Origin of the sequence: Parasphingomonas caseinilytica (genome assembly GCF_036663755.1) — a bacterium.
Taxonomy (GTDB): Bacteria; Pseudomonadota; Alphaproteobacteria; order Sphingomonadales; family Sphingomonadaceae; genus Sphingomonas.
Map to the genome: position 1 here is coordinate 248,816 of NZ_JAXOJL010000001.1, position 12,437 is coordinate 261,252.

Sequence of the window (12,437 nt, forward strand, 5' to 3'; positions counted from 1 at the left end):
CCGCCGCCGGGGAGCGCCGCGTCCGCCGATGATCTGCGGATCCCGCACGTCATTCAGCAAAGGGGGCGGTGCACGCAAGTTCGCCGCCCTTTTTCATGCACTTCCCGCAACACACTTGCGCAAACGGGCCTTCTGGCGACATAGGCGCACCCTATGAGCAACCGTTTCGATAAATCGAGGCTCCCGAGCCGCCACGTCTCCGTCGGCCCCGAGCGCGCGCCCCACCGCAGCTATTATTACGCCATGGGGCTGACCGAAGACGATATCGCGCGTCCGTTCGTCGGCCTGGCCAGCGCCGGCAACGACAGCGCGCCGTGCAACACCCGCCTCGACGCGCAGGCCGACGCGGCACGCGAAGGCGTGATCCAGGGCGGCGGCATGCCCCGCCGTTTCAACACCATCACCGTCACCGACGGCATCGCCATGGGCCATCAGGGAATGAAATCCTCGCTGGTCAGCCGCGAGGTCATCGCCGACTCGGTCGAACTCAGCGTGCGCGGCCATTGCTACGATGCGCTCGTCACCTTCGCCGGCTGCGACAAATCGCTGCCCGGGATGATGATGGCGATGTTGCGCCTCAACGTGCCGTCGATCTTCGTCTATGGCGGATCGATTCTGCCCGGCCGCTTCCACGACAAGGACGTAACGGTCGTGGATGTGTTCGAAATCGTCGGCCGCTACGCCGCCGGCACCTGTCCGATCGAGGAAGTTCATGCGCTGGAAAAGGCCGCATGCCCGGGCCACGGCGCGTGCGGCGGTCAGTATACCGCGAACACCATGGCCTGCGTCGCCGAGGCGATCGGCCTGTCACTGCCAAACAGCAACATGATTCCGGCACCATATAGCACGCGGGAGCAGATCGCGGTGGCCGCAGGGGCGCAGGTGATGGAATTGCTCGCCGCCAACATCCGCCCGCGCGACATCTGCACACGCGAAGCATTCGTGAACGCCGCCCGCGTCGTCGCGGCGACCGGAGGCTCCACCAACGGCGCGCTGCATCTGCCGGCCATGGCACACGAAGCGGGCATCTCGTTCGACCTGTTCGATGTCGCGGAAGCCTTTAAATCAACGCCTTACATCGCCGATCTGAAACCCGGTGGCCAATATGTGGCCAAGGATATGTACGAGGCCGGCGGCGTCTACATGCTGATGAAGACGATGCTGGCGAACGATCTGCTCGACGGCAATTGCCTCACCGTCACCGGCAAGACGCTGGGCGAGAATATCGACAAGGTAACGTGGAACCCCGATCAGAAGGTGATCTACGACGTGAAGTCGCCGATCACCCCGACCGGCGGCGTCGTCGGCCTGCGCGGCACGCTCGCGCCCGATGGTGCGATCGTGAAGGTGGCCGGCATGCACCGCCTCCAGTTCGAAGGCCCGGCGCGCGTGTTCGAATGCGAGGAAGATACCTTCGCAGCGGTCGAGCGGCGCGAGATCGTCGAAGGCCAAGTCATCGTCATCCGCTACGAAGGGCCGAAGGGCGGCCCCGGCATGCGCGAGATGCTGTCCACCACCGCCGCGCTCTACGGTCTGGGCCTGGGCGAGAAGATCGCACTGATCACTGACGGGCGCTTCTCCGGCGCGACGCGCGGCTTCTGCATCGGCCATGTCGGCCCGGAAGCGGCGGAGTGCGGCCCGATCGCCTTGGTCGAGGATGGCGACATCATCCGCATCGACGCCGAGGCCGGCACGATCGACCTCGATGTGCCGGAGGACGTGCTGGCGGTCCGCCGCGCGAACTGGCGGCCACGCACGAACGACTATCAGTCGGGCGCGCTGTGGCGCTATGCGCAGAATGTCGGCCCCGCATATCAGGGTGCCGTCACCCATCCGGGAGCGAGCGCCGAAACCCATGTCTATGCGGATATCTAGTGCATCAAGTGTTGTAATCGCATCACTCTCGACCGTCCGTGCTGAGCCATTCGAAGCACTGCCTTTTTCTTCGTTCGGCAATGTTTAGTGGCACGAAGAAGGACAGCCCTTCGACAAGCTCAGGGCAGACGGATCGGGGTTAGCGCTCGCCGCCTTATCGCATTGGTGTTGGCCTTGGTCCTCGCCGGGTGCGGCGAAGAGAAAACCGATCACGCGAATCTGGCGAAGTATGAAGCCGGCAAGCGCGAACCCGCCGATGATCTTATCGACTGCGCCCAGCGTGGCGCGACATTCATCCGCGCCTGCACCGTTGATCGCCAGACTGGCGATGACGGTTTGATCCTGACCGTCCGCCATCCCGACGGCGCCTTCCATCGGCTGCTCGTGACGAAGGACGGTCGTGGCGTGGTCGCCGCGGACGGGGCCGAGCAAGCCATTGTCAGCGTCATCGGCGACGGCCGGATCGAAATTGCCTTGGGCGGCGATCACTACCGCCTGCCTGCAACCATCAAACCGAAGACGCCATGACGCCAATCGCCGGCCAACCCATCCTTACCGCCACCCAGATGCGTGCGGCGGAGTGCGCGGCCATCGCCGCGGGCGCCACGGTCGAAAGCCTGATGGCGCGGGCCGGGCAGGAGATCGCCACCGCCGTCCGCCGCCTCGCTGGCACGTCCCCGATCCTGATCCTGTGCGGCCCCGGCAACAATGGTGGCGATGGCTATGTCGCTGCGCGGCTGTTGCGAGAGGCGGGGCTGGATGTGCGTGTGGCGGCACTGGCCGAACCGAAGACCGATGCGGCAAGGGCAGCAAGGGCAGGGTGGCATGGCCCGGTCGAACCGTTCGCCGAAGCCGAACCCGCGCCCATTCTGGTTGATGCCCTGTTCGGGACTGGCTTGACGCGCGCGCTGGCCCCAAACATCGGCGCAAAACTCCGCGAACTGGTGGTTGCCGCGCAACTATCAATAGCGATCGACCTCCCTAGCGGCGTCGCCACCGACGACGGCAAAGTGCTGGGCGATATCCCGATCTTCAATGTCACCCTCGCACTGGGTGCGCCCAAGCCCTCGCATCTGCTTCAGCCCGCCGCGCATCATTGCGGTGACATCCGCCTGCTTGATATCGGCGTCGTGGCGTCGTCCGACGCGCACGTAGTGGCTCGACCAGACCTTCCGGAACCCGGCCCGGACGCGCACAAATACACGCGCGGTATTGTCGCGATCATTGGCGGCGCGATGCTTGGTGCCAGCCGTCTGGCTAGCATCGCCGCGATGCGTGCCGGTGCTGGCTATGTCCTGCTGCTCGCCGACACGCACAGCCCGCCCGATGCCTTGGTCCACAAGCCCTTTTCCGATCACGCCATCGCCGATCCCCGCATCGGTGCGCTCTTGGTCGGCCCCGGCCTCGGCCGCGACGATGCCGCCAAGGCCAAACTCAGAGCGGCGCTCGCTACGCCGCATCCGCTGGTGATCGACGGCGATGCGCTCCACCTGCTCGATCTCGCGGATATCGCCGGTCGCGAAGCCCCGGTGATCCTCACGCCACACGGGGGAGAATTCGACGCTCTGTTCGGCAAGTCTGAGACCGGTAAGATCGACCGCGCCCGCAACGCCGCTGCCCGATCGAACGCCGTTGTCGTGTTCAAGGGTGCCGACACCGTCATCGCCGCACCCGACGGGCGCGTCCGCGTTTCGCAGGCCGCCAGCGTCTGGCTCTCCACCGCCGGCACCGGCGACGTGCTGGCCGGCACGATCGCCGCGATCCTCGCCGCCGGTCCCCATCCGCTCGAAGCAGCCGCCGCCGGCGTATGGCTGCACGGCGAAGCCGCGCGACGTCTCGGCCCCGCCTTTATCGCCGACGATTTGGCGCATGCGCTAACCGCCGCTAGGGCGTCGCTATGACCGATACTATCATCCGCGTCGCCGCGCGCGGCGAGGGCCTTACCGCCGATGGCCGCAGCGCCCCGCTCGCCGCACCGGGCGACACGCTGACCCAGGCATTCGAGGTGATCCCCGGCCCGCATCATCAGAGCCCGCCATGCCGCCATTTCCCCACCTGCGGCGGGTGCCAGCTCCAGCATCTCGACGACGAGAGCTATGCGCTGTTCATCACCGACCGCATTGCCGGCGCGCTCGCCGCGCACGATCTGGTCGCCGATATCCGCGCGCCGAAACTCTCGCCCCCGAAAAGCCGGCGCCGTGCCGCGCTGCAGGCGGAGATGAAGAACGGCAAGGTGCAGATCGGCTTCAGCGAGAATGCCAGCCACGTTCTTGTCGATATCCAGGAATGCTGGGTCCTGACGCCGGAATTGTTCGCCGTCATTGCGCCGTTGCGCAGTTTGCTCGCAAAATTTCTTAAGAAGAATCGCCGCGCGCGCCTGCACCTCACCCAAGCCGATCAGGGCATCGATCTCTTAGTCGAGAGCATCGAAGCCGAGGGGCTCGATGGCGCCGAGGCGATCAGCGATTTCTGTCAGAAACACGGCGTAGCGCGCTTCGCGATCGACAGCGGGCTCGGCCCCGAAGTGCGCTGGGAACCCGAACCGGTCACGATCACGCTCAGCGGCGTGGCCGTACCGCTGCCGACCGCATCCTTCCTGCAAGCGACGCGCGAGGGTGAGGCGGCATTGATTGCCGCCGTGCGCGAAGGGGTCGGCGATGCCTCAACCGTCGCCGATCTCTTCGCGGGTTTGGGCACCTTCACCTTCGCTCTCTCCGGCAAGGTCTATGCCGGAGAGGCCGCGCGCGAAGCGATCCTGTCGCTCAAATCGGCCGCCGCCCGGACTGGCCGCCCGATCTTTGCAGACCACCGCGACCTCTACCGTCGTGCATTGACCACCGCTGAACTGGACCGGTTCGGCGCGATCGTCCTCGATCCACCACGGGCTGGCGCGCGGGAACAGGCGTTGCTCCTCGCACCGTCAAAGGTGCCGGCACTGGTTTATGTTTCGTGCAACCCCAGCAGTTTTGCCCGTGATGCGCAGATTATATGCGAAGGTGGTTACACGCTCGACTGGATCCAGCCGGTAGGGCAATTCCGCTGGTCTACCCATGTCGAACTGGCGGCTAGGTTCAGCCGCATCCTTCCTTAGTCACCCCGGCGAAGGCTGGGGTCTCAAGCGGCAAGCGCACGCCGATTGCCACGAGATGCCAGCCTGCGCTGGCATGACTATGAAACGGGATAATCCGCCCCCACGAAGAACAACCCATCCGGCGGCGCATTCAACCCCAGCCGCGTACGATCCCGCGCGGCGAGCGCCGCCGCCAGATCGTCCGCCGACCATTTCCCTTGCCCCACCAGCGACAGGCACCCGACCATCGATCGCACCTGATGATGCAGGAACGACCGCGCCTCGGCGAACACGCTGATCCGCTCGCCGTCCTGCACCACATCCAGCCGGTCCAGCGTCCTGATCGGGCTGTCCGCCTGGCAGTGCGCCGAGCGGAACGTGGTGAAGTCGTGCCGCCCGATCAGCCGCGCGGCACCCTCGGCCATCGCCTCCGCATCCAGCCCCTTGGGCACGCGCCACGCCAGCCCGCGCTCCCACGTCAGCGGTGCGCGACGCAGGACGATGCGATATTCGTACCGCCGCCCGATGCACGAAAAGCGCGCATGCCAATCGTCCGGTACCGTTAGGCAATCGAGGATAGCCACCGGCGTCGGCCGCAGTTTCGCGTTGATCGCCTCCATCAATCGGAACGGCGCGAGCGGCTTCTCGACATCGACATGCGCGCGCATCGCTGTGGCATGCACCCCGGCATCGGTGCGCCCGGCGGCATGCACCGCCACCGCCTCGCCCGTCACCGCCAGCACCGCCGCCTCGATCGCCGCCTGCACGCTGGGCGACGAAGTCTGCCGCTGCCATCCGGCGAACGGCCGCCCGTCATACTCCACCGTCAGCGCGAACCGCGTCAAAGCTGCGTACCCGCCGGGATCGGGAAGCCGCGCAGCAGTTCCGCCGCCGTCATCACGCCACGACCGGCGCGCTGGAGCAGGGTGGGACGGAGAATACCATCACCGCATTGGATCGAAAGGTCGTCATTCACCACCACTCCGTCACCCCGGCGCAGGCCGGGGCCGCTGGCGGCCGGTGCGGCACGTCCTTCCACGAGATCCCGACCTTCGCCGGGATGACGGTTTTGGGAGGGGTCAACCTGGGCCACCAGCACTCGAACGCGTTCGCCACCCATCTCGAACCACGCGCCCGGAGGATTGAACCCACGCACCTGCCGCTCGACCTCGACCGCATTTTTCGAGAAGTCCAACCGCGTCTCCGCCTTGTCGATCTTCGGCGCATAGGTGATGCCTTCCTCCGGCTGAGCGACGGCAGGGTAAGCCGCAAGATCGCCCAGCACCCGAACCATCAGCGCCGCCCCCATCGCGCTCAACTCGTCGGTCAACTCACCCGCCGTCTTGCCGCCAACCGGCGTCCGCCCCTCCAGCCGCACCGGACCGGTGTCGAGCCCTGCCTCCATCTGCATGATGCCGACGCCGGTCTCCGCATCACCCGCCAGAATCGCGCGCTGAATCGGCGCCGCGCCGCGCCAGCGCGGCAACAAGGAGGCGTGCACGTTCAGGCACCCAAAGCGCGGAGCGTCCAGCACGGCACGCGGCAGGATCAGCCCGTACGCCGCCACCACCGCTACATCCGCCCCGAACGCAGCGAATTCCGCCTGAGCCTCCACGTCCTTCAGCGACACCGGCGTGCGTACCGCGATCCCCAGCGCCTCGGCGCGCGCCTGAACGGGGGAGGGCGTCACCGCCTTGCCGCGACCGCTCCGTCGCGCCGGCTGGCTATAGCTTGCCACCACATCGTGCCCGGCGTCCACCAGGGCCTGCAACACCGGCACCGAGAATTCGGGCGTTCCCATGAAGATTATGCGCATGATCCATTCTCTGGCCGCTTGGCATTACCCGGCGCAACCCCCTATCTGTTCCCCATGGCCTCTCCAGAAATCGAAGCGCTGACCCAGGCGCTCGCGCGGCTCCCCGGCCTCGGCCCCCGATCGGCCCGGCGCGCGGTGCTGCATCTGCTGAAGAAGCGCGAGACCGCACTTGCGCCATTGCTCAATGCTTTGAGCGCGGTGGAAGACAATCTCGCAACCTGTTCCACCTGTGGCAATATCGATACGACCAACCCGTGCGCGATCTGCGCAGACCTTCGCCGCGACGCCCGTGCCTTGTGCGTGGTCGAGGAGGTCGCAGATCTCTGGGCGCTCGAACGCTCGCGCCTGTTTCCCGGTCGCTTTCATGTGCTCGGTGGCCGGCTGTCCGCCCTCGAAGGCATTCGTCCGGAGGATCTCAGCATCGATTCGCTCGTCCGCCGCATCGAATCCGGCGGCGTGGACGAGGTCGTGCTGGCGATGAACGCAACGCTGGAGGGCCAAACCACCGCACACTATATCGCCGAACGCATCGAACGCTTCCCCGTCCGCGTAACCCAGCTCGCCCATGGACTGCCGGTCGGCGGCGAACTCGATTATCTCGACGAAGGAACGCTGGCGCAGGCGCTCAGGGCAAGGCGACCCGTGACGTGATGGCGGTCGCTTGACGTAACCGCGCGGTTTTCCTAGCGCGCGACCATGGCAATTCTCGAAATCCTGGAAGTCCCGCACCCCGGCCTGCGCGCCGTCGCCAAGCCCGTCGCTGAAGTGAACGATGCCGTCCGTGCCATCGTCTCCGACATGTTCGACACGATGTACGACGCGCGGGGCATCGGCCTCGCCGCGACGCAGGTCGCGATCGAACAGCGCATCGTCGTGATCGATCTACAGGAACCCGAAAGCGACGAGGAAGACGCCAAACCCGTCCGCGCACCGCACGTCTTCATCAACCCGGAAATCGTCGCACTCAGCGAGGAATTCGCCAGCTACAACGAAGGCTGCCTGTCGATTCCCGAGCAGTATGCCGAGGTCGAACGCCCCGCGCGCTGCACGATCAAATGGCTCAACGACAAGGGCGCCGCCCACGAAGCCGAATTCGACGGCCTGATGGCGACCGCGATCCAGCATGAAATCGATCACCTCAACGGCGTGCTCTTCACCGATCACATTTCGAAGCTGAAGCGCGACATGCTGATGAAGAAGCTCACCAAGGCGCGCAAGGCGGGTTGAGGCCCGCCTCAATCAACGCCATCCGTACGAGACCCCAGCCAGCGCTGGGGTGACTATCAGGCGTGATGCTCAAACAAATCCATCACGTTTCATGATCGGTCGCAGCCTGCCAACCCGTTTCGCTGTCTGGTGATACAGGCGCGTCTCAAAACACCTGACCAATATTTGGCAGTCGTGTTCGCCCAGCTTTGCTGCCCGTCGCAGCCAAAGCCGAAAACGCAGCATATCGCCACGGTTGAAGTAGCTCAGCGCCAAGTGCTGGGCCGCGCGAGCATCGCCCTTACGCCAAGCACGATAATAGAGATTTGCGGCAGTGTAAGGCTCGCCCATCCCAAGCAGATCATCGGGCTGATTATCGCAAGTGTACCAACTCGCCAGCTCGATCATGGCATCGGTATGGCCGCGCAGGGAAAGGTGGCGGAGCTTCGCGACCCATGTTCCACGCCCTTTCCCTTCCCGAATTTCGAGCGCCCGGAGATAGAGCTTCTCCGCGTCCATCAAAACAATCCCTCGATCTCCCCGTCCGACCCGAAGCGGATCGCCTCCGCCGCCGGCACCCTCGGCAGACCCGGCATCGTCATGATTTCCCCGCAGATCGCCACCACGAACCCCGCACCCGCGCTGAGGCGCACCTCGCGGACCGGCACCACATGCCCGGTCGGCGCGCCGAGCTTCGCCGGATCGGTCGAGAAGCTATACTGCGTCTTTGCCATGCACACGGGCAGGGCACCGTAGCCGGCCTCTTCCCAGCGCTTCAACTGCGCATGCACCCCCGGATCGGCGATCGCCTCCTCGGCACGGTACACGCGCGTCGCGACAGTGTTGATCTTGTCGAATAACGACAGTTCGTCGCCGTAAAGCGGCGCGAATTGCGCGGCACCGTGGTCGCACAGGTCCGCCACCTTCTGCGCCAGCGCCTCCGCGCCCGCGCCACCATCCGACCAATGCGTGCACAATACCGCCTCGGACCCTTGCGCCGCCGCAATCTCGCGGATCACGTCAAGTTCGCCCGCACTGTCACCATCGAAGCGATTGATCGCCACCACCACCGGCACGCCGAACATCCGCACATTCTCGATATGCCGCGCCAGATTGACGCCACCGCGCCGCACCGCCGCCACGTCCTCGCCGCCAAGATCGGCCTTGGCGACCCCGCCATTCATCTTCAGCGCGCGCACCGTCGCCACGATCACCGCGGCGGCCGGTTTCAGCCCCGACTGCCGGCACTTGATGTCGAAGAATTTCTCCGCCCCCAGATCCGCACCGAACCCGGCCTCCGTCACGACATAATCGCCCAGCGCCAGTGCCGTCCGCGTCGCGATCACCGAGTTGCAGCCATGCGCGATATTGGCGAACGGCCCGCCGTGCACGAACGCGGGCGTGCCCTCTAGCGTCTGAACTAGGTTCGGCTTTATCGCCTGCGCCAGCAGCACCGCCATGGCGCCATCCGCCTTCAGGTCGCGCGCCGTCACCGGCCTGCGGTCCCGCGTATAGGCGACCACGATCCGCCCCAGCCGCGCCTCTAGATCGTGCAGGTCGGTGGCCAGGCACAGGATCGCCATCACCTCCGACGCGACCGTGATGTCGAATCCGCTCTCGCGCGGATATCCGTTCGCCGGCCCGCCCAGCGATTGCGCGATATCGCGCAGCGCTCGGTCGTTCATGTCCAGCACCCGCCGCCACACGATCCGCCGCACGTCGATGTCGAGCGCATTGCCCCAATGGACATGATTGTCGATCATCGCCGCCAGCAGATTGTGCGCGCTGGTGATGGCGTGGAAATCACCGGTGAAATGGAGATTGATGTCTTCCATCGGGGCGACCTGCGCATATCCCCCGCCCGCCGCGCCGCCCTTGGTGCCGAAGCATGGGCCCAAAGACGGCTCGCGCAGGCACAGCACCGTCTGCCGCCCGATTCGGTTCAGCGCGTCCGCCAGACCAACGGAGGTGGTCGATTTGCCCTCGCCGGCCGGGGTGGGGTTGATCGCCGTCACCAGGATAAGCTTGCCCTGCCGGCCGGTGGCGGGAACGCGCGACAGATCGATCTTCGCCTTGAAATGCCCATAGGGTTCTACGGCGTCCGGCGGGATCGAGAGTTTCGCGGCGATCTCGCCGATGGGTCGAAGCGTGGCGGCGCGTGAGATTTCGATGTCTGACAGCATGGTGCCACGTCGTAACGGTGGAAAACTGAGCCGCAAGTCGGGAGCGGCAGATTTTCCATCTGTCTTCCGTGTGGTGTTCAATCTATGTTCCGGCCATGTTAGTGTCCGATTTCTCCGCCGTGCCGTTCGTCGTGCCCTCCAGTCCAACGCTTCGCGACGATGCCAATCGCGCCATCACGAGCCGGCAAAACCCCGCTGGCACCTCGACCCATTCAACATTCGCAGGCGCACGCTGATGGAGATCCTCGCCGTCGCAATGGTTGCGATCATCGTCGGTCTGGCGCTCGGCTGGCTGGTCGGCAACCGTTCCGCCGCGCAGGCCCGCGCCGATCGCGATGCCCGAACCGAGGAATTCAAGCGCGCGATCGTCGATCTCGCCTCGGCCGAGGAACGCGCACGCGCTGCCGCCGATCTGCGCGAGGAACTTGAAACGATCCGCGACGATCGCGATTCGGCGCGCACCCGGCTCGCCACGCTCACCGCGCAGGCCGAGGCGTTCGAGGCGCGTATGATCGAGCAGCGCGACGTTCACAACGCCCGTATGCTCGAACTGCGCGAAGCGAAGGACGTCATGGCCGCACAGTTCAGCGACGTCGCCGGCAAGCTGCTGACCGAGGCGCAGACGAACTTCCTCAAGCGCGCTGACGAACGCTTCAAGCAATCCGAGGAAACGGCCGGCCAGAATTTGAAGTCGATGCTGCAACCGGTCAGCGATCGCCTGCTGAAATATGAGGAAGCCGTTGGCAAGGTCGAGAGCGAGCGGAAGGGCGCCTTCAGCGAACTCAAGGGCCAGATCGAACAGATGCGCATCGGCCAGGAGAAGGTTTCCAGCGAAGCCGCCAAACTGGTCAACTCCTTGCGCAACGCTCCCAAATCGCGCGGCCGCTGGGGCGAGCAGCAGTTGAAGAATGTCCTGGAATCCTGTGGCTTATCCGAACATACCGATTTCCAGACCGAGGTTTCCGTCGCCGGCGGCGATGAGGGCGGGCGGCTCCGTCCCGATGCGATCGTCACCGTTCCTGGCGGCCGAAGCCTCGTGATCGATGCCAAAGTTTCGCTCAACGCCTATCAGGATGCCTTCGGTGCGGTCGACGAAGTCGAGCGGGCGAGGGGCCTGACGCTTCACGCGGCGTCGATGAAGGCGCATATCAACGGCTTGGGCAACAAGGCCTATTGGAGCCAGTTCGCCGACGCTCCGGATTACGTCATCATGTTCGTGCCCGGCGAACATTTCCTCTCCGCCGCGCTCGAACAGGAACCGGGCCTGTGGGACTTCGCGTTCGAAAAGCGCGTTCTGCTGGCGACCCCCACCAACCTCATCGCCATCGCCCGCACGGTGTCGGCCGTCTGGCGGCAGGAGCGGCTGGCGAAGGAGGCGCGACAGATCGGCGAACTCGGCAAGGAATTGTTCGATCGCCTAGCCAAAGCAGCCAGTGACCTGCGCAAGGTCGGCGGCGGGCTGACCAGCGCGGTCAACAATTACAATACGTTCGTGTCCAGCTTCGAAAGCCGCACTTTGGTCACGGCGCGTAAGCTGAAGGATCTGAATATCGAACCCGGTGCCCGCGAGATCGAGGCGATGCAGCCGGTGGAGGCGCTTGCGCGCTATGGGGATGAGCCAGTTGTACTGGAAAGCGCGGTCGATGTGGAGACCTGAGGCGCATGGAGCAGCCGGCATTCCCCGGAATGCCGGCTGTCCGCGAGGCGATCAGGCAAGGGTGCTGATCAGAAGGCCGGACTGGCTGCTGCTGGTGGTCGAACTCGTACCGGTGGCGCTGTAGGAATCCTTGGAATCCTGGCTGTTGCGCAGGTTTTCGAGCATCTTCATCAGCGCATCGAGCTGGGTGGACGCCGTATCGGTGCTGCTGGTCGAGCCGGTCGACTCTTCCGCACCCGGCGGTGGCCCGCGATGCCCCTTCATCCCGCCCGCGCCCTTTGGGCCGCCTTCGGCGAAGAAGCCCTTCAGTTCGGTGGCCTGCGCTTCGGTCAAAGTGCCGGAACTGACCTGTTCGTCGATCATCGACCCGATCTTTTCCTTGAACGACCCGGATTTCTGTGTGCCGCTATCCCTGCTGGCGGACAGCGAGGAATCGATGCTGTCGAGCGCGCTGCTGAGCGCCGTCTGATCGGTGGCACTGATCAATCCCGCGGACACCGCCTTGGAGATGCGCTCGTTCATCTGCGTGCGCGGCGATGACTGCGGGGTGAAGCTTGATAGCGACGATATACTGCTCATGAGACACTCCTTTGAACGCCGGCAAAGGCCGGTGGCACAGGCTCTCACAAA

Annotated in this window: 12 protein-coding genes; 7 read left to right on the top strand and 5 right to left on the bottom strand. The window is 65.2% G+C overall.

Annotated features, from left to right (window positions below):
- Positions 1–153: 153 nt before the first annotated feature.
- From ilvD to U1738_RS01060, 4 genes are all read left to right on the top strand, one after another.
- Positions 154–1,875, top strand: coding sequence for a dihydroxy-acid dehydratase (gene ilvD, locus U1738_RS01045; RefSeq protein WP_332787182.1), 1,722 nt, complete (start codon positions 154–156; stop codon positions 1,873–1,875).
- A gap of 165 nt (positions 1,876–2,040) precedes the next feature.
- Entirely contained in the window at positions 2,041–2,403 is a 363-nt protein-coding gene (locus U1738_RS01050) for a hypothetical protein (RefSeq protein WP_332787183.1), read from the top strand.
- On the top strand, positions 2,400–3,776 hold the full coding sequence (locus tag U1738_RS01055; RefSeq protein WP_332787184.1) for an NAD(P)H-hydrate dehydratase: 1,377 nt from the start codon (positions 2,400–2,402) through the stop codon (positions 3,774–3,776). Before U1738_RS01050 ends, U1738_RS01055 begins: the two co-directional genes overlap by 4 nt.
- Complete coding sequence (locus tag U1738_RS01060; protein WP_332787185.1) at positions 3,773–4,966, top strand: class I SAM-dependent RNA methyltransferase; 1,194 nt, start codon at positions 3,773–3,775, stop codon at positions 4,964–4,966. Before U1738_RS01055 ends, U1738_RS01060 begins: the two co-directional genes overlap by 4 nt.
- A gap of 77 nt (positions 4,967–5,043) precedes the next feature.
- Here the strand turns inward: U1738_RS01060 and truA are convergent, their stop codons facing one another.
- Entirely contained in the window at positions 5,044–5,790 is a 747-nt protein-coding gene (gene truA / locus U1738_RS01065) for a tRNA pseudouridine(38-40) synthase TruA (RefSeq protein ID WP_332787186.1), read from the bottom strand.
- Positions 5,787–6,761 (bottom strand): methionyl-tRNA formyltransferase, encoded by a 975-nt coding sequence (gene fmt / locus U1738_RS01070; RefSeq protein ID WP_332787187.1) that lies wholly within the window; start codon positions 6,759–6,761, stop codon positions 5,787–5,789. Before fmt ends, truA begins: the two co-directional genes overlap by 4 nt.
- A 54-nt stretch (positions 6,762–6,815) precedes the next feature.
- Here fmt and recR point away from each other — a divergent pair, with 54 nt between their 5' ends.
- Complete coding sequence (gene recR / locus U1738_RS01075) at positions 6,816–7,412, top strand: recombination mediator RecR (RefSeq protein WP_332787188.1); 597 nt, start codon at positions 6,816–6,818, stop codon at positions 7,410–7,412.
- A 45-nt stretch (positions 7,413–7,457) separates the two neighbouring features.
- Positions 7,458–7,988, top strand: a complete 531-nt coding sequence (gene def / locus U1738_RS01080) for a peptide deformylase (protein ID WP_332787189.1) — start codon at positions 7,458–7,460, stop codon at positions 7,986–7,988.
- 69 nt (positions 7,989–8,057) lie between these two features.
- Here def and U1738_RS01085 read toward each other — a convergent pair whose 3' ends face one another.
- Together U1738_RS01085 and U1738_RS01090 are read right to left on the bottom strand one after the other, a co-directional pair.
- Positions 8,058–8,486, bottom strand: a complete 429-nt coding sequence (locus U1738_RS01085) for an SEL1-like repeat protein (RefSeq protein WP_332787190.1) — start codon at positions 8,484–8,486, stop codon at positions 8,058–8,060.
- Complete coding sequence (locus U1738_RS01090) at positions 8,486–10,150, bottom strand: formate--tetrahydrofolate ligase (protein WP_332787191.1); 1,665 nt, start codon at positions 10,148–10,150, stop codon at positions 8,486–8,488. Before U1738_RS01090 ends, U1738_RS01085 begins: the two co-directional genes overlap by 1 nt.
- Before the next feature lie 235 nt (positions 10,151–10,385).
- Between U1738_RS01090 and U1738_RS01095 the strand changes: the two genes are divergently transcribed.
- Positions 10,386–11,807, top strand: coding sequence for a DNA recombination protein RmuC (locus U1738_RS01095; protein ID WP_332787192.1), 1,422 nt, complete (start codon positions 10,386–10,388; stop codon positions 11,805–11,807).
- A 51-nt stretch (positions 11,808–11,858) separates the two neighbouring features.
- Here U1738_RS01095 and U1738_RS01100 read toward each other — a convergent pair whose 3' ends face one another.
- Positions 11,859–12,386, bottom strand: a complete 528-nt coding sequence (locus U1738_RS01100; protein ID WP_332787193.1) for a hypothetical protein — start codon at positions 12,384–12,386, stop codon at positions 11,859–11,861.
- Between the last annotated feature and the right edge of the window lie 51 nt (positions 12,387–12,437).

Coding starts and splice junctions, on each gene's coding strand:
- fmt (WP_332787187.1), bottom strand. CDS start 6,761: ATGCGCATAATCTTCATGGGAACGCCCGAATTCTCGGTGCCGGTGTTG.
- U1738_RS01055 (WP_332787184.1), top strand. CDS start 2,400: ATGACGCCAATCGCCGGCCAACCCATCCTTACCGCCACCCAGATGCGT.
- ilvD (WP_332787182.1), top strand. CDS start 154: ATGAGCAACCGTTTCGATAAATCGAGGCTCCCGAGCCGCCACGTCTCC.
- U1738_RS01090 (WP_332787191.1), bottom strand. CDS start 10,150: ATGCTGTCAGACATCGAAATCTCACGCGCCGCCACGCTTCGACCCATC.
- U1738_RS01060 (WP_332787185.1), top strand. CDS start 3,773: ATGACCGATACTATCATCCGCGTCGCCGCGCGCGGCGAGGGCCTTACC.
- U1738_RS01100 (WP_332787193.1), bottom strand. CDS start 12,386: ATGAGCAGTATATCGTCGCTATCAAGCTTCACCCCGCAGTCATCGCCG.
- recR (WP_332787188.1), top strand. CDS start 6,816: ATGGCCTCTCCAGAAATCGAAGCGCTGACCCAGGCGCTCGCGCGGCTC.
- U1738_RS01095 (WP_332787192.1), top strand. CDS start 10,386: ATGGAGATCCTCGCCGTCGCAATGGTTGCGATCATCGTCGGTCTGGCG.
- U1738_RS01085 (WP_332787190.1), bottom strand. CDS start 8,486: ATGGACGCGGAGAAGCTCTATCTCCGGGCGCTCGAAATTCGGGAAGGG.
- def (WP_332787189.1), top strand. CDS start 7,458: ATGGCAATTCTCGAAATCCTGGAAGTCCCGCACCCCGGCCTGCGCGCC.